This window comes from Streptomyces fagopyri (assembly GCF_009498275.1).
GTDB classification, from domain to species: domain Bacteria; phylum Actinomycetota; class Actinomycetes; order Streptomycetales; family Streptomycetaceae; genus Streptomyces; species Streptomyces fagopyri.
The window spans coordinates 1725855-1745904 of sequence record NZ_CP045643.1; the positions used below are offsets into that span (position 1 = coordinate 1725855).

The 20050-nt window shown below is 72.7% G+C and carries 17 protein-coding genes; 6 read left to right on the forward strand and 11 right to left on the reverse strand.

Annotation, left to right across the window (positions count from 1 at the left end):
• Positions 1-69 precede the first annotated feature (69 nt).
• On the reverse strand, positions 70-729 hold the full coding sequence (locus GFH48_RS39025; protein ID WP_228120434.1) for a hypothetical protein: 660 nt from the start codon (positions 727-729) through the stop codon (positions 70-72).
• Positions 730-1061: 332 nt separating this feature from the next.
• On the opposite strand from GFH48_RS39025, the gene GFH48_RS07355 reads away from it, so the two are divergent.
• Entirely contained in the window at positions 1062-1724 is a 663-nt protein-coding gene (locus tag GFH48_RS07355; RefSeq protein ID WP_153287485.1) for a class F sortase, read from the forward strand.
• Between the two features lie 232 nt (positions 1725-1956).
• Here GFH48_RS07355 and GFH48_RS07360 read toward each other — a convergent pair whose 3' ends face one another.
• Positions 1957-2796, reverse strand: a complete 840-nt coding sequence (locus tag GFH48_RS07360; protein ID WP_153287486.1) for a polysaccharide deacetylase family protein — start codon at positions 2794-2796, stop codon at positions 1957-1959.
• An 81-nt stretch (positions 2797-2877) separates the two neighbouring features.
• Positions 2878-6156: a bifunctional lysylphosphatidylglycerol synthetase/lysine--tRNA ligase LysX gene (gene lysX / locus GFH48_RS07365; RefSeq protein WP_153287487.1), complete on the reverse strand. Its 3279-nt coding sequence runs from the start codon at positions 6154-6156 to the stop codon at positions 2878-2880.
• Positions 6157-6767: 611 nt separating this feature from the next.
• Between lysX and GFH48_RS07370 the strand changes: the two genes are divergently transcribed.
• From GFH48_RS07370 to GFH48_RS07385, 4 genes are all read left to right on the forward strand, one after another.
• The gene (locus GFH48_RS07370; protein WP_153287488.1) at positions 6768-7232 is read left to right on the forward strand and encodes a universal stress protein; all 465 of its coding nucleotides are present in this window, start codon (positions 6768-6770) and stop codon (positions 7230-7232) included.
• A 269-nt stretch (positions 7233-7501) separates the two neighbouring features.
• The gene (locus GFH48_RS07375; protein ID WP_153287489.1) at positions 7502-8041 is read left to right on the forward strand and encodes a sigma-70 family RNA polymerase sigma factor; all 540 of its coding nucleotides are present in this window, start codon (positions 7502-7504) and stop codon (positions 8039-8041) included.
• A 134-nt stretch (positions 8042-8175) separates the two neighbouring features.
• Entirely contained in the window at positions 8176-8691 is a 516-nt protein-coding gene (locus tag GFH48_RS07380) for a hypothetical protein (RefSeq protein WP_153287490.1), read from the forward strand.
• A gap of 416 nt (positions 8692-9107) precedes the next feature.
• On the forward strand, positions 9108-9773 hold the full coding sequence (locus GFH48_RS07385; protein ID WP_153287491.1) for a zf-HC2 domain-containing protein: 666 nt from the start codon (positions 9108-9110) through the stop codon (positions 9771-9773).
• Positions 9774-9780: 7 nt separating this feature from the next.
• On the opposite strand, the gene GFH48_RS07390 is transcribed toward GFH48_RS07385, so the two are convergent.
• The 3 genes from GFH48_RS07390 to GFH48_RS07400 form a co-directional block, all read right to left on the reverse strand.
• Entirely contained in the window at positions 9781-10641 is an 861-nt protein-coding gene (locus tag GFH48_RS07390) for an Fpg/Nei family DNA glycosylase (protein ID WP_153287492.1), read from the reverse strand.
• A 129-nt stretch (positions 10642-10770) separates the two neighbouring features.
• Positions 10771-12846 carry a SpoIIE family protein phosphatase gene (locus tag GFH48_RS07395; protein ID WP_153287493.1) on the reverse strand — a complete coding sequence of 692 codons (2076 nt, stop codon included), beginning with the start codon at positions 12844-12846 and terminating at the stop codon, positions 10771-10773.
• Positions 12847-12955: 109 nt separating this feature from the next.
• Positions 12956-14224, reverse strand: a complete 1269-nt coding sequence (locus GFH48_RS07400) for a DUF6777 domain-containing protein (protein WP_153287494.1) — start codon at positions 14222-14224, stop codon at positions 12956-12958.
• A gap of 117 nt (positions 14225-14341) precedes the next feature.
• Between GFH48_RS07400 and GFH48_RS07405 the strand changes: the two genes are divergently transcribed.
• Positions 14342-15763, forward strand: coding sequence for a lipase maturation factor family protein (locus GFH48_RS07405; protein ID WP_153287495.1), 1422 nt, complete (start codon positions 14342-14344; stop codon positions 15761-15763).
• Here the strand turns inward: GFH48_RS07405 and GFH48_RS07410 are convergent.
• Genes GFH48_RS07410 through GFH48_RS07430 form a run of 5 tightly spaced genes read right to left on the reverse strand, consistent with a single transcriptional unit; the run spans position 15751 to position 19991 of the window.
• Positions 15751-16590 (reverse strand): amidohydrolase family protein, encoded by an 840-nt coding sequence (locus GFH48_RS07410; RefSeq protein WP_153287496.1) that lies wholly within the window; start codon positions 16588-16590, stop codon positions 15751-15753. The two genes, GFH48_RS07405 and GFH48_RS07410, sit on opposite strands and share 13 nt — an antisense overlap.
• Positions 16587-16901: an L-rhamnose mutarotase gene (locus GFH48_RS07415; protein WP_153287497.1), complete on the reverse strand. Its 315-nt coding sequence runs from the start codon at positions 16899-16901 to the stop codon at positions 16587-16589. The genes GFH48_RS07410 and GFH48_RS07415 overlap by 4 nt, the downstream gene beginning before the upstream one ends.
• The gene (locus GFH48_RS07420) at positions 16898-17884 is read right to left on the reverse strand and encodes an aldo/keto reductase (RefSeq protein WP_153287498.1); all 987 of its coding nucleotides are present in this window, start codon (positions 17882-17884) and stop codon (positions 16898-16900) included. The genes GFH48_RS07415 and GFH48_RS07420 overlap by 4 nt, the downstream gene beginning before the upstream one ends.
• Complete coding sequence (locus GFH48_RS07425) at positions 17881-18639, reverse strand: SDR family NAD(P)-dependent oxidoreductase (RefSeq protein ID WP_153287499.1); 759 nt, start codon at positions 18637-18639, stop codon at positions 17881-17883. Before GFH48_RS07425 ends, GFH48_RS07420 begins: the two co-directional genes overlap by 4 nt.
• On the reverse strand, positions 18636-19991 hold the full coding sequence (locus tag GFH48_RS07430; protein WP_153287500.1) for an L-fuconate dehydratase: 1356 nt from the start codon (positions 19989-19991) through the stop codon (positions 18636-18638). Before GFH48_RS07430 ends, GFH48_RS07425 begins: the two co-directional genes overlap by 4 nt.
• Between the last annotated feature and the right edge of the window lie 59 nt (positions 19992-20050).

The following is a 20050-nucleotide window of genomic DNA, read 5'->3' on the forward strand; positions in this document are numbered from 1 at the left end:
GAAGTCCCCCGTGCGGCCCACGGGGTTCCTCCGCGTCACGTCACCGGTCCCCCGGTCCCGCGCGCCTCGTCAGATCCGCCGCCCGGGCCTTCGGCGCAGCCACAGCACCGCGCCGCCGAGGACGGCGGCGGCCACCAGCCCGCTGCCGATGGCGATGTCGGTGGGCGTCGCTCCGGTGGAGGCAGCGCCACCGAGACCACCGCTGACCCCGCCGATGACGGTGAAGGCGGCCGGCCGGGTCAGGGTCCGGTCGTCGCAGCGGGCGGTGATGTCGTACGACCCCGGTCGCACGCCCCGGTCGACGAAGACCCGCGCCGTGGCCGTGCCACCGCCCGCGCGTCGCAGCCGGGTGGTGCCGAACGCCCGTGACGAGACCGTGCCGCCGCCCGCGCGGCACGAGTCGCCGTCGACCGCGACGGTCAACGGGCCGCCCTGGACGACGACACCGGGCCTGGCCCTGACGTTCCTCGGCCCTTCGTCCCGCCGGCTCACGCCGTTCCCCCTGCCCCAGTCGTCCTCCGCGCCCTCGTCGTCCCAGGGGCCGTCGTCATCGAAGCGTCCGTGGTCGCCCGGGTCCGCGTCGTCGTAGGCTCGCCCGCTCTCGGCGAGGCGTTCACCGGCTCCCCGTTCGGCGTGACCCGCTTCGCTCCAGGCCATGGCCGCGGGGGCGGCGAACCCCAGCGCGGCGACCGCGGCGGCTGAGACCGCCAGAGCACGGATGGTACGCATGTGATCCTCCGCGGAAGGCGCCCCGGGACCCGTCCCCGGTCGATCGGCGAGAAAGCGCCTCCCCGTCAGACCCTCAGATGCCGTGCGGGGGGCCGCATTTCGAGAATGGTCCGTCCCGGTGAGAAGACACGCCGAATGACTTACACATAATCAGATATTGCCGCAGGTCACGGACTGCCAGAAATATCCTGCACTCGGCAACCCGGATGGCGCACCACCATGGCGCTCCCCCGTCCACCTGCCCGTGCCCCGTCAGCTCCCGGGCATGCTCCACTTAGCTTTCTCAAATGCGCGACGGACGCGGTGACGGCCGTGTCGAGAGGAGATGGCGAATGTCTTCGTCCGCATGGGCCGAAAAGGAGGAGCGGCAGAGGAAGCGGGTCCCCTGGGGCGTGATGGCGCTTGTTCTGCTGACCGGCCTCGCACTGATCCGCAATGGTTCCGGCGAGTTCGACGTGGGCCCTCCGCAGCCCGCGCCGGCAGCGGCGGCGGACGACCGGACCCCCGCGGACGGCCTCGCGAAGGCGCCCTCCCCCTTGCCGTACTCCGTGGTGGACCGGGTGCGGATCCCGGCGATCCGGGTCGACGCACCGGTCGTGCCGGTCGGTCTCGACACGGACGGCTGGGTCGGCGCGCCTCCGCCCGACGACCCGAACCTCGCGGGGTGGTTCACCGGCGCGGTCTCGCCCGGCGAGAAGGGCACCGCCGTCGTCGTGGGCCATGTGGACAACGCGCGGGGCCCCGCCGTCTTCTACGGACTCGGGGCCCTCAAGAAGGGAAACCGGGTAGAGGTCCTGCGCAAGGACGGGAAGACCGCGACATTCGAGGTCTACGACATCCAGGTGTTCCAGAAGAACGCCTTCCCCGGCGACCGCGTGTACGGCAGCAGGGGCACGCCGGAATTGCGCGTCATCACCTGCGGGGGAGGGTTCTCCCAGGAGTACGGCTACGACGGCAACGTCGTCGTGTTCGCGCGTCTCGCCGGCGTCCGCTGAACGCGGCGCGGAAGTCCTCCCGACGCTTTCCGGTACCGCCCGTGAACCCCGGCCGGGCCGAACCACCCGCGCCGCGAACGGAGTTCACCGCAGGACCGACGCCGAACGCGGGGCTCCGGCCGGTCCGCCGCCGGCCCCGCATCTCGGCCTGACCCGGCCTGACCCGGACTGACCCGGACCGACCCGTTCCGTCGGTCGGCGGTCGCCGGACAGCGGGCCGACGGCGCCGGGATCAGGCGTAGCGCCGTCGCGGCACGGTGAAGTGGTAGCCCCGGTCCAGCAGTTGGGGCAGGTAGTCGCGCAGCGCCCGAACGGTCTGGGAGCGGTCGCCGCCCGCGTCGTGGGAGAGCACGATGACGCCAGGGGCGGCGCCGTGCTCCACCCGGCGGACGATGGTGCCGGTGCCCGGGGTGGTCCAGTCGAGGGAGTCGACCGTCCACGCCACCGGCTCCATGCCCAGGTCGGCGCCGATCTGGAAGACCGCCCGGTTCCAGGCACCGTAGGGCGCGCGGAACCACAGGGGCCGCGCGCCGTACGCGTCCTCGATGACGTCACAGGTGCGCTCGATCTCGGAGCGGATCTGCGGGCGCCGGAGCTCCGTCAGCAAGGGGTGCGTCCAGGTGTGGTTGCCGACGACGTGCCCGTCGTCGGCCATCTCAGCCAGCAGGTTCTTGCCGGCCGCGGCCATCTTCCCGCAGACGAAGAACATCGCCCGCACGTCGTACTCGCGCAGGGTCTTCAGGATGCTCGGCGTGTACCGCGGATCGGGGCCGTCGTCGAAGGTCAGCACCATGGTACGGCCGCGTCCGGACACGTGCAGGAGGGGCTCGCGCCGGACGGAGGGACGCAGGGGTCGGCTCCTCGGCCGGCCGTCCTCGGTCATGGGCGGCAGACGGTGGGCGGACGACTTGAGGGCCGCGCGGGCCCGCGGGCCCCCGGCCGGCGGGCGCACCTGGCTCCCGGCCGGTTCCGCGGTGAGGACGCGGGCCGTGCCCGTCGCCCCCGCCGTCCCCAGGACGGCGGCGCCGGCGATCAATGCCCGGCGTCGTGTGAGCAACTGGTCCATGTCCATGACCCATCAGTCGCCCAACGAGCGGGGGGGCCGGCTGAGCAACACCGGCGCGGACCCGCTAAAGCACCCGATGGGACCAGTTCAGCGACGACGCACCAGAGGGAAGGGCAGGGTCTCGCGGATCGTGAGACCGGTGAGGAACATGACCGTCCGGTCGACGCCGATGCCGAGCCCGCCGGTGGGCGGCATGGCGTACTCGAGCGCGTCGAGGAAGTCCTCGTCGAGCTCCATCGCCTCGGGATCACCCCCGGCGGCCAACAGCGACTGCGCCGTCAGCCGACGGCGCTGCTCCACCGGATCGGTCAACTCGGAGTAGGCGGTGCCCAGTTCGGTACCGAAGGCGACGAGGTCCCACCGTTCGGCGAGGCGCGGGTCGGTGCGGTGCTGTCGGGTGAGCGGGGAGACGTCGGTCGGGAAGTCCTTGTAGAACGTGGGCAGTCGGGTCTTCGCCTCCACCAGCCGTTCGTACATCTCCAGTACGACGTCGCCGCGGCCGTCGTCCGCCCGGTACGGCACGCCCGCGCGGTCGCACAGCCCGTGCAGCGCCTTCAGCGGGGTGTCGGCGCCGACCTCCTCCCCCAGTGCCTCACCGAGGGCGCCGTACACCGTTCTGACGGGCCACGGGCCGGAGATGTCGTGCTCGGTGCCGTCCCTGCGGGCGACGGCCGCCCCGAACGCGGCGATCGCCGCGCCCTGGATCAGCTCACGGGCGAGGTCGAGCATGACGTCGTAGTCGGCGAACGCCTGATACGCCTCCAGCATCGTGAACTCGGGGTTGTGCTTGTGGGAGACGCCCTCGTTGCGGAAGGTGCGGCCCATCTCGAAGACCTTCTCCAGGCCGCCGACGCACAGCCGCTTGAGGTACAGCTCGGGGGCGATGCGGAGATAGAGGTCCAGGTCGTAGGCGTTGATGTGGGTCGTGAACGGGCGGGCGTTGGCGCCGCCGTGGACCCGCTGGAGCATCGGCGTCTCGACCTCCAGGTAGCCGCGGTCCAGCAGCCCCTGGCGCAGCGCCTGCACGGCGGTGGAGCGGACCCGGACGACCTGACGCGCCTCGGGGCTCGACACCAGGTCGACATGGCGGCGGCGCACCTTCGCCTCCGGGTCGGTCAGGCCCCGGTGCTTGTCGGGCAGCGGGCGCAGGCACTTGCCGGTGAGCCGCCAGTCGGTCACGAAGACGGTGAGGGTACCCCTGTCGCTGGCCCCGGAGACGCCGTCGGCGGTGAGGTGGTCGCCGATGTCGACGTCCGCGCGGAACCGGTCGAGGGCGGGTCCTGATCCGGAGCGGGTGAGGGCGATCTGCAGGTCGCCGGACCAGTCGCGCAGGACGGCGAAGACCAGGCCGCCGAAGTCCCGTACGAGGACGACCCGCCCGGCCACGGTCACCGGCACTCCCGCGCGGACCTCGGCGAGGGTGTGGGTCCGCGGCGCGGTGCCCACCGGGTAAGGGTCGACGCCCGCCGCGCGGAGCCGTTCGAGCGTGCGGTGCCGGACGCGGACCTGTTCGGGCAGGCCGGCCGTCGGATCGGGGGCCTCGGCCGTCTCCCCTCCGCCGGGTCCCGGGGCCCGCGGTGCGGGCGGGGCCCCGGTGACCACGGGCGCGGTCTCGGCCTTCGTACGTCCCTTGCCCCACAGTGTGCGCAGGGACGGCACGGAGACGAAGCCCTCGGCGATGCCGGACGCCATGCCGATACGGGCGAGGGAGCCCGCGTCCCCGTAGCAGAGGAAACGGGGGTACCACTCCGGGTGGTACTTGGCGTTGGACCGGTACAGCGCCTCCAGCTGCCACCACCGGGAGAAGAACAGCAGCAGCTTGCGCCACAGCCGCAGCACCGGCCCGGCACCGACACGGGCGCCCTCCTCGAAGACCGACCGGAACACCGCGAAGTTGAGCGAGACACGGCGTACGCCGAACTTCCCGGCCACCGCGCACATCTCGGCGACCATGTACTCCATGACGCCGTTGGGGGCTCCGCGGTCACGACGCATCAGGTCGAGCGAGATGCCGTCGCCGCCCCAGGGCACGAAGGAGAGCAGCGCCAGGAGTCTGCCGTCACGGTCCATCGCCTCGACGAGGAGGCAGTCTCCGTCCGCGGGGTCGCCGAGCCGGTCCAGGGCCATCGAGAAGCCCCGCTCCGTCTCGGTGTCGCGCCAGGCGTCGGCCCGGTCGACGACTTCCTCCATCTCCGCGTCGGTGAGGGTGGAATGGCGGCGTACCCGGCAGGTGGCCCCGGTGCGGCGCACACGGTTGACGGCCTGACGGGTGGCCCGCATGTCACGGCCGTCCAGGTCGAAGCCGGCGACGTGCAGGATCGCCTCGTCACCGAGTTCCAGCGCCCCGAGCCCGGCCCGCACGAAGGCCTTGGCGCCGTCCTCGGAGGCGCCCATGACGGCGGGCACCCAGGCGTAGCGGCGGGCCAGGTCCAGCCAGGCGTCGATGGCGTGCGGCCAGGCCTCGCGGTCGCCGACCGGGTCGCCGCTGGCGAGGCAGACCCCGGCCTCGACCCGGTAGGTGACGGCGGCTTTGCCACTGGGCGAGAAGACGACGGCCTTGTCACGGCGGGTGGCGAAGTAGCCGAGGGAGTCGTCGGCGCCGTAGGCCCGCAGCAGCGAGCGGATCCGGGACTCCTCGTCACCGTGCAGGGCCGCCTCAAGGCGCTGGGAGCGGAAGAGGGTGGCGGCGGCGTTGAGCAGGGCGACGGCCCCGAAGAGGCCGAGGAAGAAGTAGACCGGATGGGGTGGGCGTCCGCCGAACGAGTCGGCGGAGACCAGTCCTCCGCACACCCGGCCGGCCGCCCACGTCAGCCGGTCGCCGCGCGGCAGGGTGCCGGGGAACAGCTCGACCAGGCCCCAGCCGAGCAGGATCGCCGCGACGAGCCCGGCGACCAGGACGGCCAGCGCCCGCCACACGGCGCCGCGCCGCGAGTCCGCGTAGAACTCGCGGCGCGCCACGACCAGGAGCACCAGGGCGACGCCGCAGACCGCGAAGGACGGCAGCGACGCGGCGTAGAGACCCATCGCGAGGCCGACGACGTCGGACAGGACCAACAGGCCGAGGTAGACGACGACCAGCCACCAGGCGACCTTCTTACGGGCGGCGGTCGCGGCGGCGAGCAGGAAGAGGAAGGCCGCGTACGCGAGGTTCGCGCTGACCGGGACGATCACCTGGTCGAGGAAGTCCACCACGGGGCGCAGCAGACGGCGCAGCGGCTCGATGAAGGCCAGCACGACACAGAGCGCGCTCAGGACACCGAAGAAGGCCCCGTAGCCGTCGGGCACCCTGCTGAGGAAACCGTCCCGGGACGGCCGTACGGGACCTTTGGCGCCCTTCGGTCCGCGGGCCTCGACGGTGGCACTCATGGTTCCGACTCTAGGAAGCGACGGGCAGGCCCGCCCGTCGAGCGGCCTCGCCTTGCCGGGCGGCCTCGCCTTGCCGGGCGGCCTCGCCTTGCCGGGCGGCAGGGTGCCCGTCGATCGGCACGGTGCCCGTCGTAGGGCCCGGCGGCTGTCGTCGGGCCCGGCCACTGTCGTACGGCCGATGCCGGTCTTGCGGCGCCGTGTCGGTCGTGAGTCACGACGCCGGTCGGGCGGCGCCCTGCCGGCCATGAGCAACGGCGTCCGTCTTACGTCACGACGCCGGTCGTACGTCACGACGCCGTTCGGGCTGCCCGGTGCCGGTCGGGCGGCGCGCTGCCGGTCCTGCGGCGTGTTCGGCGCGCGGGCGCCGCCCGGGGCGTACGCCCCTCGCCCCTCGCCCCGCGAGTCGGGCGCGGGACACACCGGTACGCCGGCCCGGGTACGCCGTCCCGTGAACCCCGTTACGCCGGTGCGGAACGGACGCCGTCCGGCAGCCGGCCCGGCACCGGCGCGCGCACCGTGCCCCCGCGCCGGTGCGGCCGACACGCCGTCCCCCTGGTTTCCACACGCCCCATCCGCCTCCCCGACCTGCGGCTTCCGATAGCCTCGGCGATGTGGCGGAACAGCAACCCTCGCACCGGTTCGAGCGTGGCACGGACGGTCCCAAGGTCATCGTCGTCGGCGTGGACGGCTCCGACTCCTCGCTGCGCGCGGCGGCGTACGCGGGCGGTCTGGCCAGACGGCAGCACGCGCTGCTCGCCGTCGTCTACATCCAGCCCGTCATGGCCGCGGGAGCGGCCTTCGGGGCACCGGTCGCGGAGACGACGGACCGGATCGCCGAGGACCTCATCGCGCAGATCCGTGAGGCCGCCGGACGGGTCAAGGACATATTCGCGGTGCGCTGGGAGTTCCACACCTTCCGCGGCGACCCGTACAACGGCCTGGTGAAGGCGGCGGACGAACTCACCGCGGACGCCGTGGTGGTCGGCGCCTCCGAGCAGGCGGGGCACCGCATCGTCGGATCGGTGGCGATCCGGCTGGTGAAGGCCGGACGCTGGCCGGTCACCGTCGTCCCCTAGCGGGTCGGGGCCGCGCGCCCGTCGTCGGTCCCGTCCGCGGGCGGCCCGCCTCGACGGAAGGCGGCCCGGAAATCTGGGGAGCCGCGAGGCCGACGGCCCGTCCGCCCGTCGCCGACACGCCCGTTGGCGGGAGGGGCGCGCGCGGAGCAGGTCGTGCGAGGGGCCCGCTGAACCGTTCGCCGCGCCGTTCACCGACTGCATCGACCGCCCACCGCAGACCCGTGCCCCGCCCCTGTCCGAGTGGGGCGACAACCGCTGGCATACAGGCCATGACGGCCGGAACCACCACCAAGACGACCGCCGAGCACGAGTTGCTCGCGCTCCAGCGCGAGCACGGACGGCCCCTCTTCGCTCTGTTGCTGCGCCTGTCCGACGGCGACCGGCAGCGCGCCGAGGATCTGCTCCAGGAGACGTTCGTACGGGCCTGGCAGCACCCCGAGGCGCTGCGCGCCGACGACTTCGCCTCCGTACGCCCCTGGCTGCTCACCGTGGGACGACGGCTCGCGATCGACGCGCGGCGGGCCCGTCAGGCTCGGCCCCCCGAGGTGGGTGACGCGGTGCTGGACAACGCGCGGGTGTGCGCCGATCACGCCGAAAGGTCGGCGGCGACGCTCGATGTGCGGGAGGCTGTGAAGACTCTCACTCCCGAGCACCGTGAAGTCCTGGTGCAGGTGTACTTCCAGGGGGCGAGTGTGGCGGAGGCCGCCGCCGCGCTCGGAATTCCGCCCGGTACCGTGAAGTCGCGGGCCTACTACGCGTTGCGCGCCCTGCGCCGGGTTCTTCCGGGATACGCGGCCGACCTGCGGTGAAACCGAGTCCCGGGTCAAGCCTCCGCAAAGTGCCTGCCAAGGACCATGGTTGAGTATTCCGCTTGTCCTCATCCGTGTTCCGACCGAGAGCCCGGGTCGGGCGACGCGCACGCACCGGAGGAAGGCAGGAAGGGATGCTGCACAGAGGTCAAGAGAGCACGGACGGCACCGGCGGTGGGGAACTCACCGTCCCCATGGCCTGGTTGTACGCCGAGTACATCGCCGACGAGTTGTTGCGGACCGGCGACCTGATGCCGCCCACGTCCTTCGAGTTCCGCGCCGGGCGTGACGCCCTGGCCCTGACCATCTTTCTCTCCGACAGCGACGGCGAGCTCTCGGGCATCCGGGTCGTCTCCCAACTGGAGACCTGGCTCTCGCTGACCGCCTACGACCAGCCGTGGCAGGACTGGGTGCGCGAGCACATGGCCCGGCTCAGGGCCGAGACGGCCGAGTGCGGCGGGCCCGCCCCGGACCTGGAACTGGCCGCGGCGGCCTGGCGCTGGCTGGAGGAGACCGAACTGCTCGCCCCCGACCTGGACGCCGTACCCGGCGGAGGTCCGATCCCCGGCGAGGACGACGGCCCCAAGGTGTGGACACCGGCCTGGCAGCTGGGCCTGCCGCTGGGGCACCTGGCGATCCATCTCTTCTGACCACACCCTCCGACCCCCCTCTTCCGACCGTGCCCTCCGACTTCTTCCCTCTACCGACCGGACCCTCCGGTGTCTCTCTTCCGGCGGCACCGTTCGATCCCTCCGAACCCTCGCTCCCTTCCGACCGCACCATCCGACCTCCTCGGACCGCACCCTCCCTCCGATCTTCCTGACGCACCCTTCGAACAGCCCCTCCCTCCTGCGAGAAACCTTCCTACGATCTCCGGGCAGCCGTCCCGCGGATGCGTGCCCGGCAACTTTTCCGGGCGCGCACCAATCCGCGGGCGCGCCCGCTCCGAACGTCTTCGCCGCGATTCCGGACGAGCTTGAGTGATTCGGCGGTCTGGTCCGTACCGGTGGGCAACAGCAACACCACCCCCACCCCGCTCGATCGCCACGAGGATTCGGTATTCGGTATGAGGTCCCTGGAACGGCATCGTGACGTCGGCGCCTACGCGCTCGGCGTGCTGGACGAGGCGGATGCCTTCCGCTTCGAGGATCACCTCATGGAGTGCCCCCAGTGCGCGGCGCACGTGAGTGAGTTCCGACCCGCCGCACGGCAGATGATGCTGTACCGGCGGGCCACACCGCGCTCCGTGCACCCGTTCGCGGCACCCGGCCCCCGGCTGCTGGACACGCTGCTCGGCGAGGTGGCGGGCCGCCGCCGGGCCGGCCACCGGCGCTGGCTGTACGCGGTGGCCGCCGCCGTGGTCCTCGCGGCCGGCGGACCCACGATCGCGATGGTGACGTCGCACGGCTCGGCGTCCGGTGACTCCGCGTCCAACCAGGCCGCCGCGACCGACGCGGACACCGGCGTCTGGGCCCGGGTCACGACCCAGGACCGGGTCTGGGGCAGCGAGGTCGACGTCGAGGTCAAGGACTCCGGGGGCCCGCGGCCCTGCCAGCTCGTCGCCGTCGGCAAGGACGGGTCGGAGCAGACGGTCACGAGCTGGATGGTGCCCGAGCGCGAAGGGGCCCCCACCAGCATGACGGGCGGCGCCTCGATGACCGCCCAGGACATCAGCCGGTTCGAGGTGCGCACAGCGGACGGCAAGCACCTGGTGACGGTCAAGTCGCCCTGAGCGGACGCTACTTGAGCAGGCGGGACATCCGGCGGTCGGCCAGCGGCCTGCCGCCCGTCTGACAGGTCGGGCAGTACTGCAGCGAGGAATCGCTGAAGGACACCTCGCGGATGGTGTCGCCGCACACCGGACAGGGCTCGCCCGTCCTGCCGTGCACCCGCAGCCCGCTCTTCTTCTCCCTCTTGAGACGGCCCGCGGCCAGCCCGCGGGAGCGCTCCACCGCCTCGGTGAGCGTGCCACGCAGCGCCTCGTACAGGCGGCCGGTCTCCTCGGGCGTCAGCGAGGAGGCGAGCTTGAAGGGGGACATCCTGGCGGCGTGCAGGATCTCGTCGCTGTACGCGTTCCCCACGCCCGCGATCAGGCTCTGGTCCCGGAGGGCTCCCTTGAGGCGGCGCCGCTCCCCCTCGATCAGCCCCGCGAACCGTGCCTCGTCGAAGTCGGCCGCGAGTGGGTCGGGGCCCAGGCGCGCCACGCCCGGGATCTCCTGCGGGTCCCGGACCACGTGGACCGCGAGTCTCTTCTGGGTGCCCGCCTCGGTGAGGTCGAAGCCCTCCCCGTTCTCCAGGGCGACACGCAGCGCCAGTGGGCCCTTGCCCGGTCTGGGCGGGCCGTCGGGCAACGGGTCCCGCCACTGCAGCCAGCCCGCGCGGGCCAGGTGCGTCACGAAGTGCAGTCCGTCGGCCTCGATGTCGAGGAACTTGCCCCGCCGGCGCACGGCGGTGACCTCACGACCCTCGAAGGCGGTGACGGGCGGGTCGTAGGTCTTCAGGACACTGATGGCGACGGGCAGGACGCGCACGACCTCGCGGCCGACGAGATGGTCGGCCAGGAAGTCCTTGAGCGCCTCGACCTCTGGCAGTTCCGGCATGCGTCCAGAGTGCCACCCGGCACCGACACCACCACCCGGACCACCGGCCGCACACCGCACAGGACGGCACCGAGCCGGACCGCCCCGCCCCGCCCCGCCCCGTAGACCAGTCTCGTCCCGTCCCGTAGATCACTCCCGCCCCGGGACCAGGAACTCGCACCACACGCACTTGCCGCCGCCCCGGGCCTCCACGCCCCAGACGTCGGCGAGCCGGTCGACGAGCAGCAGACCCCGGCCGGAGACACCGGACACGCCCGCCTCCCGGCGGCGCGGCAGCGCGCTGGAGGAGTCCTCGACCTCCACGCGGAGCCTGCGGTCGGGTCCGCTGAGGACCCTCAGGGTGACGATCGCGGGGCCCTCGGTGTGCATGAGGGCGTTGGTGATCAGTTCGTCGGCGACGAGTTCGATCTCGTCGGCGCGTTCGGCGGCGCCCCAGGCGCGGACCGCCGCCCGGATCATGCGGCGCGCCTCGGTCAGGGCCTCGGAGTCGCCGGGCGCGACGTGCTGCTGGAGCCGGCCACCGGACTGCCGGGGGCCGGGACCGCGGCGGCGCAGGAGCAGCAGGGCCACGTCGTCCTCGCCGCCGCGTTCCTCGGCCACGTCGATGAGCCGGTCGGCGAGATCGTGCACGTCCTCGGGTCCCGACCGGATCAGCTCCATCAGGGTGTGCATCCCGTCGTCGAGGTCGACGCCGGGCTGCTCCACGAGGCCGTCGGTGCACAGCATCAGGGTCTGACCCGGATCGAGTTCGACCGTCTCGACCGGGTATTCGAGGCGTCCGAACAGGGCGGACAGACCGAGCGGCAGGCCTCCTTCGAGGGACAGCCGGCGGCAGGTCCCGTCGGTCCGCCGGACCAGCGGGTCGATGTGGCCGGCCCGCACCAGCTGGACGACTCCGGTCGACAGGTCGGCCTCCGCGTACAGGCAGGTCGCGAAGCGTTCGGTGTCGAGTTCGTGCAGGAAGACGGAGGCGCGGGCCATCACGGTGGCGGGGGTGTGTCCCTCGGCGGCGTAGGCGCGCAGCACGATGCGCAACTGGCCCATGACGGCCGCCGCGTGCGTGTCGTGGCCCTGGACGTCGCCGATGACGGCGCCGACCCGGCCGCCCGGCAGCGGGATCAGGTCGTACCAGTCGCCGCCGACGTCCCGGCCGAGGGAGGCGGAGCGGTAGCGGACGGCCGTGTCGGCGCCGGGCACGCTGGGGATGCAGCGCGGCAGCATGGCCTGCTGGAGTCCCTGGGCGAGGTCCTTCTCCTGCTCGTAGAACATGGCCCGCTGCAGGCTCTGGGCGATGCTGCTGCCGAGGGCGACGAGGACGTTGCGCTCCTCGGCGGAGAAGCCGTACCGGTCGTTGTAGAGGAGACCGAGGGAGCCGATGGGGCGGGCCTGCGCGATCAGCGGCAGGTAGGCGGCCGAGGTGATCTCCAGGTCGGTGATGTGCGGCCACAGCAGCGGGTACGACTCGGCGAAGTCCTCGGGTGACTCGATGAAACGCGGAGCGAGGGTGCGCACGACCTCGCTCATCGGGTACTGCTCGTCGATCCGGGTGATCAGGGTGCCGGGTACGAAACTGCCCGCGGGGCCCTCGGCGACGAGCCGGATGCGGCCTGCCTCGACCAGCCCCATCACCATGCTCGTCGCCCCCAGATGGGTGAGGCCGTGCGTGTCCTTGAGGATGTCGATGACGTCCTGGACGGTACGGGCGTGGGCCAGCGCCGCGGTGGTGATCTGCACGACGTTGGTCTGCTGGCGGCGGGCCTCGTCCTGGGCGGCGAGTTCGTGGCGCGCCGCGCCCTCGCTGAGTTCCTGCGTGGCGTCGCGCACGATGCCGATGATCCGGCGCGGCCTGCCGGTCCCGTCGCGCCGGATGCAGCCCTGGGTGTGTGTCCAGCGCAGGGAGCCGTCACGGCGGCGGACGCGGAAGTAGGCGCCGTAGTTCTCGCTGCCGTCCTTGATGGCCTGGGACACCACGGTGTCGAGGCGTATGCCCTCCGCCGGGGGTATCCGGGCCGACAGGCCCTCGGGGGACCCGTCGAACTCGCCGGGGCGCAGGTCGAAGATCTCGTGGGCCTGGGCGTCCATGTGGAACAGGCCGTTGTCCAGGTCCCAGTCGAAGCTGCCCATGCGGTTGAGCGCCAGGATCGGATCCGGGTGGGCGGGCCAGTCGTCCGGGAGAGGCAGGGCGCTAGCTCCCCGATCAACCATGGGGCCACCTTGTCAGGATTTGCCGGATTATTCGACTTCTGGAGAGCCCGCTTCCGGGCCCTCCGCGGAGAGGGACCGGGGTCCGCCGTCCTGGCGGCTTCCCGTCCGCTCAGCTGTCGAAGACGTCGGTCGGGGCGTCGAACACGGTGCCCCCGCCGGGTGACTCGCCGGGCATCGGACCACCGCCGTCGGGCAGGCCGGGGAGGTCCGGGAGGGTGTCGGGGCCGGTCTCCCCGTCCGATTCGCCGGGCCCGGGGACGGTGCCCTCGTCCGGCGGGACCGCGGGGGACTCGCCCGCGGTCGGGGGCGGCGACGCGGTGACGGTGGCCGTGGGGCAGTCCGGGGGCGCGGCCACCGGAGTCTGCGCGGGCGGGACCTCGTCCGGGGCGCTCCCGGTCGGGCCGGGCGGGACGGTCACGGTCGGCGTCACGCAGTCGGCCTCGGGGTCCCCGGGCGAGCGGCCCGCCCCGCTCGGCGGGTCGCCGGGGTCCGAGGGGCCGGAGGCGGACGGCGGGACCCGCGGACCGGTCGGCGCGTCACCGGACGGCCCGATGGCGGGCGCGCCGGCCTCGGGCGGCCGGACGACGACGTCGCGGTGCCCGTCGTCGCCGAGCCGCCGCTCGATCCAGGTGCTGCCGTCGAGGTCGATGATCGTGACGCTGCCGAGTGCCGCGGGCGCGGGCGTCACCTCGATGACCTCGCCGGGCCGGAAGGAGGACCAGGACTGTCCCCGGGTGGCCGCGGCCCCGCGGGGGACGACCGGCGGGTTCAGCGGGGTGCCGCCGGCGCAGCGGAGCCGGGGCGCGCCCCGGTCGTCGACGAGGACGGCGGTGCCCGTCTGCAGCACGGACTGGAATCCGGTCACCCGGCCGTCCCGGTAGCCGTGGTCGGTGACCCGGGTGTCGGCGCGCAGGACGACCGACGTCAGCCCGCGCACGAACTCCGGGACGGCGGTCCGTGCGATACCCGCGGCCCGTGCGAAGGCCTGTGTCCTGCGGGGGTCGGCGGCCAGCAGTCCGGCCTGCCGGCCGGTGTCGCAACTGCCGGCCGACCGGGTGCCGCCGTACAGACCCGGTGTACCGCCCGGGAAACGCGCCGGGTGCGCCGTGGTCGTGGTGTCACCGGATGCCGGGGAGTTCCCCGCCGTCGATTGGGGCGTTCGGGTGACGCGCGGCGGGGAGACGGCGGTGGCGGTGACCGTCGACTCCGTGAAGGGGTCGGGCCCCCGGGCGGCGAGCGGCTGGAGGAGGATCTCGCCGTCGGAGGCGTCGGACGCCGTGTTCTCGTCGTTCCCGTCGCCGTTGCCGCCGCACCCGGCGACGAGGAGGGCCGCCGAGACCGCGCAGGCCGTGACGAAGGTTCGGGTGGGTATGCGCACCGCGTTCTCCCATTCATCCCGGACAGGTCGATGACCATTGTCTGCGTCGCCCGCTCGGCTCACGCAAGCGCAGACGATCACCCAGCGTCACAATGGAGGGGAGAGGAGCGACTCGCCGTGGAGTGGTTCACCGTCCCCGACTACTGGCTGAGCCGGCTGGTCTTCCAGCGGGCGCTGGCCGTGGTGTATCTCGTCGCGTTCCTCGGCGCGGCGCGGCAGTTCCGCGCGCTGATCGGGGAGCGCGGGATGCTGCCCGTGCCCCGCTACGTGGCGCGGGTGCCGTTCCGCCACTCCCCGAGCGTGTTCCACCTGTACTACTCGGACCGCTTCTTCGCGGTCTGGTCCTGGTCGGGCTGCGCGGTGTCCGCGGCCTTGGTCGCGGGTCTCGACCGGCACCTCCCGCTCTGGGGCGGCATGGTGCTGTGGCTCGTCCCGTGGGTGCTGTACCTGTCGATCGTCAACGTCGGCCAGACCTGGTACGCGTTCGGCTGGGAGTCGCTGCTCCTGGAGGTCGGCTTCCTCGCCGTCTTCCTCGGCAACGACGAGGTCGCTCCCCCGGTCGTGGTCCTCTTCCTGCTGCGCTGGGTGCTGTTCCGGGTGGAGTTCGGCGCCGGTCTGATCAAGATGCGCGGCGACGCCTGCTGGCGGAAGCTGACGTGCCTGGACTACCACCACGAGACCCAGCCGATGCCTGGACCGCTGAGCTGGTTCTTCCACCACCTCCCCAAGCCCGTGCACCGGGTGGAGGTGGCCGCGAACCATGTCACCCAGCTCGTCGTCCCCGTACTGCTGTTCACCCCGCAGCCGGTCGCGACGGCCGCCGCGTCACTGATGGTGCTGACCCAGCTCTGGCTGGTGCTGTCGGGCAACTTCTCCTGGCTGAACTGGATCACGATCGTGCTGGCCCTGAGCGCCGTCGAGTTCCCGGCCGCTCCCCCACGGATGCCGGGGCCGCCCCTCTGGTACGAGATCGTGGTCCTCTCCGTCGCCGCCGGCCTGCTGGTCCTCGGCTACCGCCCCGCCCGCAACATGGTCTCCCGGCGCCAGGTCATGAACCGCTCCTTCGACCCGTTGCGCCTGGTCAACACCTACGGCGCGTTCGGCAGCGTCAGCCGGGTGCGCCACGAGGTGGTCGTCGAGGGCACCTCGGACGACGTGCCGCGCGCGGACTCGGACTGGCGGGAGTACGAGTTCAGGGGCAAGCCCGGCGATCCGGGCCACTGGCCGCGCCAGTTCGCGCCGTACCATCTGCGGCTGGACTGGATGATGTGGTTCGCGGCGCTCTCCCCCGCCTACGCCGGTCCCTGGTTCACCGGTCTGGTCGAACGGCTGCTGGAGAACGACCCCGACACCTTGCGGCTGCTGCGCCGTTCCCCGTTCCCGGCGGGCGCGCCGCCCCGCTACGTCCGGGCCCGCCTGTACCGGTACCGCTACACGACCTGGCGCGAGCTGCGGGAGACGGGCGCGTGCTGGCACCGGACCCATGTGCGGGAGTTCCTGCCGCCGACGCGGCTGGAGCGGGGCGGTCAGAGCCGGTAGACGCGCAGGGCCGTACCCCCGAACACGTCGGCACGCTCCCCTTCGTCGAGCACATCGGTCAACTCGGCGCTCACCGCGACCACTTGGGCGTACGAGGCGGCCAGCGTGCACACCGGCCAGTCCGAGCCGAACATCAGACGGCCGGGGCCGAAGGCCGCCAGGGCGGTCTCGGCGTACGGGCGCAGGTCGTCGACCGTCCACCGCGCGAGGTCGGCCTCGGTGACCAGGCCGGAGAGCTTGCCGACCGTGTTGGGCAGCGCGGCCAGCGCCCGCACCTGACCCGCCCATGGTTCCAGGCCGCCGTCGGCGATCGGCGGCTTCCCCAAGTGGTCGAGGACGAAGGTGAGTCCGGGGTGGTCCAGAGCGGCGCGGACACAGCCGGGCAGTTGGTGGGGCAGCACGACCAGGTCGTAGACCAGGCCGGCCTCGGCCACGGCCGCCAGCCCGCGCCGCACGTCCGGCCGCAGCAGCCAGTCGGGTTCCGGCTCGCCCTGCACCTGGTGACGGATGCCCTTGAGGTACCGGCCGCCCGGCAGTTCCCGCAGCCGGGCCAGCTCGTCGGCGACGTCCGGCCGGGTCAGGTCGGTCCAGCCGACCACTCCGCCGATCAGCTCGTTCTCCCGGGCGAGGCCGAGGAATTCGGGGGTCTCCTCGGCCACGGTGACGGTCTGGACCAGGACCGTCCGTCCGATCCCGGCGGCGGCCGCCTCGGGCCGGAGGTCGCCGACCGTGAAGTTCCTGCGCAGCGGCCGGAGTCCGGGGCCGGTGATCCAGTCCTGGTCCCGGACGGAGAGGTCCCACACGTGGTGGTGCGCGTCCACCCTCACGGCAGCTCCCACACGACCGGCAGCCCCGCCGCGGCGCCCTCGTCGGAGTAGTCGTGCACGACGTCGAGGAGTTCGGCCATCCGCGCCTGCCAGGCGATGTTGACCGGCAGTCCCTCCAGTTCGGCGAGCAGCCGGCCGTAGTCCTCGCACTCCAGGACGTGGAACAGGTCGGTGCCGCTGCGCCAGATCGTCCAGGAGGTGGCTCCGGCCGCCCGGATGGCCGCGGTGAGTTCCGCGGGGACCTTCCGGTGGGCGGCCTCGTAGGCGTCGACGCGGTCGGCGCGCACCTTGGTGTGCAGGGCGATTCTCATGACGGGTCCTGTACGGGTACGGGGGCTTCCTCGGGCAGCAGTCCCGTCTCCCGCAGTTCCCGCCAGAACGCGGCGGGCACCGGTGTGGCGAACTGCTGCACACAGTCGAGGACTTCGTGTGCCGAGCGGGCGCCGACGAGTACGCTCACGACGGCCGGGTGGGCGGCGGGGAAGGCGAGCGCGGCGGCGCGCAGGGTGGTGCCGTGCCGTTGTGCGACGTCCTTGAGCCGCAGGGCCCGCTCCAGGGTCTCCCCCGGCACGGCCGCGTAGTCGTACGTCGCTCCCGGCCGCGGGTCGGCCAGCAGGCCCGAGTTGAAGGCGCCCCCGATGACGACCGAGGTACCGCGTTCCAGGGCCGCGGGCAGCAGTTCGGTCAGCGCCCGGTGGTCGAGCAGGGTGTAGCGTCCGGCGCAGAGTACGACGTCGACGTCCGTCTCGCGGACGAAGCGGGTGAGCATCCCGGCCTGGTTCATGCCCGCGCCGATCGCGCCCACCACGCCTTCCGAACGGAGCTTCTCCAGCGCCGGGTAGCCCTCGTGGAAGGCCTGTTCGGCGTGGTCGTCGGGGTCGTGGAGGTAGACGACGTCCACGCGGTCGAGGCCGAGCCGTTCGAGGCCGGTCTCCAGGGCGCGTCGTACTCCGTCGGCGCTGAAGTCCCAGACCCGGCGGTGCGTGGCGGGCACCGCGAAGCCGTTCGCCAGGTCGTCTCCGCCCGTGCCGGTGGGCTCCAGGAGGCGGCCCACCTTGGTGGAGAGGGTGTACGCGTGACGCGGCCGCTCGCGCAGGGCCGCCCCGAGTCGCCGTTCGGAGAGGCCGAGGCCGTAGTGCGCCGCGGTGTCGAAGGAGCGGATGCCGCCGTCCCAGGCCGCGTCCACGGCCTCGTGCGCCTGCTCGTCGCTCACCGGCGTGAACAGGTTGCCGATGCCCGCGGCGCCGAAGGACAGGGCGCTGACCTCGACGCCGCTTCTCCCGAGGGTTCTCATCGGCCCTCCGGTCGCAGCCGCAGGCCCTGCATGCCGCCGTCGACGGCGAGCGCGGTGCCGGTGGTGGCGCCGGACAGCGGGCTGGCCAAGTAGGCGATGGCGCCCGCGACCTCGGCGGCCGAGACGAGACGTCCGGAGGGCTGGCGGGCCTCCAGGGCGGCGCGCTCGGCGGCCGGGTCGTCGGCGGCGTCGAGGAGCCGGCCGACCCACGGCGTGTCGGCCGTACCGGGGTTCACGCAGTTCACCCGGATGCCCTCGCGGACGTGGTCGGCGGCCATCGCGAGGGTGAGGGAGAGGACGGCACCCTTCGACGCGGAGTACACGGCACGCTGCGGCAGTCCGGCGGTGGCGGCGATGGAGCAGGTGTTCACGATCGCCGCGTGCGCCGACTTCCGCAGATGCGGCAGGGCCGCGCGGGCCGTCCGCACCATGCCGAGGACGTTGACGTCCAGGACCCGGTGCCACTCGGCGTCCTCGTTGTCCTCGACGGTGCCCTGCGCGCCGATCCCCGCGTTGTTGACCAGGACGTCGAGTCCCCCGAGGTCGGCGACCGCCGCGGCCACCGCCGCCCGGACGGACACGTCGTCGGTGACGTCGGCGCGGTGGCCGAGCAGCGGCTTCTCGACCCCCGAGAGGTCGAGGTCGAGGACGGCGACCTGGGCGCCGCGGGCCGCGAGCAGCTCGGCGGTGGCGCGGCCGATGCCGGACGCGCCTCCGGTCACCAGCGCCTTGAGACCTTCGAAGTCCGCGGTCACGCCGCTTCCCCCTTCTGAGTGTCGGATTCCTGCCGTGCGAGGTCGGCGGCCCAGAAGGTGCCGCCGGGGTAGGTGAACTCCGCGATGGACTCCGGACGCATGGTGGCGGAGAAGCCCGGCGCGGTGGGTGCCGTGTAGTGACCCTGCCGGATCACCACCGGGTCGAGGAAGTGGTCGTGCAGATGGTCGACGTATTCGATGACCCGGTCGTCGGTGGTGCCGGAGAGCGCGACGAAGTCGAACATCGAGAGGTGCTGGACGAGTTCGCACAGTCCCACACCACCGGCGTGCGGGCAGACGGGCACCCCGAACTTGGCCGCGAGCAGCAGGATGGCGAGGTTCTCGTTGACGCCGGCGACCCGGGCCGCGTCGATCTGCAGGATGTCGATGGCGCCGGCCTGGAGGAGCTGCTTGAAGACGATGCGGTTGTGGACGTGTTCGCCGGTGGCGACCTTGACGGGGGCGACCGCCTTGCGGACGGCGGCGTGCCCGAGGACGTCGTCGGGACTGGTGGGCTCCTCGATCCAGTACGGGTCGAACTCGGCGAGGGCCCTGGTCCAGTCGATGGCCTCGTCCACGTTCCAGCGCTGGTTGGCGTCGATCGCGATGCGGATGCCGGGGCCGACGACAGAGCGGGCGACCCGGCAGCGCCGTACGTCGTCCGTCAGGTCGGCACCGACCTTCAGCTTGATCTGGGTGAAGCCGTCGGTGACCGCCTCGGCGGCCAGCCGGGTGAGCTTCTCGTCGCTGTAGCCGAGCCAGCCGGGCGAGGTGGTGTAGGCGGGGAACCCGTTCTCCCGGAGGGCCGTGGCGCGCTCGGCGGCTCCCTGTCTGCCGCGCCGCAGCAGCTCCAGCGCCTCGTCCGGGGTGAGGGCGTCGGTGAGGTAGCGGAAGTCGACCTGGCGTACCAGCCACTCCGGTTCGGCGTCGGCGAGCAGTTGCCACAGCGGCTTGCCGGCGCGCTTGGCGGCCAGGTCCCACACGGCGTTGACGACGGCCCCGATCGCCATGTGCATCACGCCCTTCTCGGGCCCCAGCCAGCGCAGTTGGCTGTCACCGATCAAGTCCCGGGCGAGGGAGCCCGGATCGGCGCACAGCTCCTCGACGGACCGTCCCACCACATGTCCGCGCAGCGCCTCGATCGCCGCGACCTGGACGTCGTTGCCCCGTCCGATGGTGAAGGTGAATCCGTGCCCCTCGGGACAGTCGGCCGTGTCGCCGCGCAGCACGACGTAGGCAGCCGAGTAGTCGGGGTCCGGGTTCATCGCGTCCGAGCCGTCGAGCTCGCGCGAGGTGGGGAAACGGACGTCGTAGGTGTCGACCGCGGTGATGCGAGCGGCAGTTGGGGACACGGGAGGCCTTTCGGTCCGGGACAGGGGGTACGGAGGGGTCCGTACGAGAGCGAAGGGGC

Excerpts from the sequence above, each read along its gene's own strand:
- GFH48_RS07415 (WP_153287497.1), bottom strand. The coding sequence starts at position 16,901 with ATGAGAATCGCCCTGCACACCAAGGTGCGCGCCGACCGCGTCGACGCC.
- GFH48_RS07395 (WP_153287493.1), bottom strand. The coding sequence starts at position 12,846 with ATGGTTGATCGGGGAGCTAGCGCCCTGCCTCTCCCGGACGACTGGCCC.
- GFH48_RS07375 (WP_153287489.1), top strand. The coding sequence starts at position 7,502 with ATGACGGCCGGAACCACCACCAAGACGACCGCCGAGCACGAGTTGCTC.
- GFH48_RS07380 (WP_153287490.1), top strand. The coding sequence starts at position 8,176 with ATGCTGCACAGAGGTCAAGAGAGCACGGACGGCACCGGCGGTGGGGAA.
- GFH48_RS07360 (WP_153287486.1), bottom strand. The coding sequence starts at position 2,796 with ATGGACATGGACCAGTTGCTCACACGACGCCGGGCATTGATCGCCGGC.
- lysX (WP_153287487.1), bottom strand. The coding sequence starts at position 6,156 with ATGAGTGCCACCGTCGAGGCCCGCGGACCGAAGGGCGCCAAAGGTCCC.
- GFH48_RS07385 (WP_153287491.1), top strand. The coding sequence starts at position 9,108 with ATGAGGTCCCTGGAACGGCATCGTGACGTCGGCGCCTACGCGCTCGGC.
- GFH48_RS07390 (WP_153287492.1), bottom strand. The coding sequence starts at position 10,641 with ATGCCGGAACTGCCAGAGGTCGAGGCGCTCAAGGACTTCCTGGCCGAC.
- GFH48_RS07420 (WP_153287498.1), bottom strand. The coding sequence starts at position 17,884 with ATGAGAACCCTCGGGAGAAGCGGCGTCGAGGTCAGCGCCCTGTCCTTC.
- GFH48_RS39025 (WP_228120434.1), bottom strand. The coding sequence starts at position 729 with ATGCGTACCATCCGTGCTCTGGCGGTCTCAGCCGCCGCGGTCGCCGCG.
- GFH48_RS07355 (WP_153287485.1), top strand. The coding sequence starts at position 1,062 with ATGTCTTCGTCCGCATGGGCCGAAAAGGAGGAGCGGCAGAGGAAGCGG.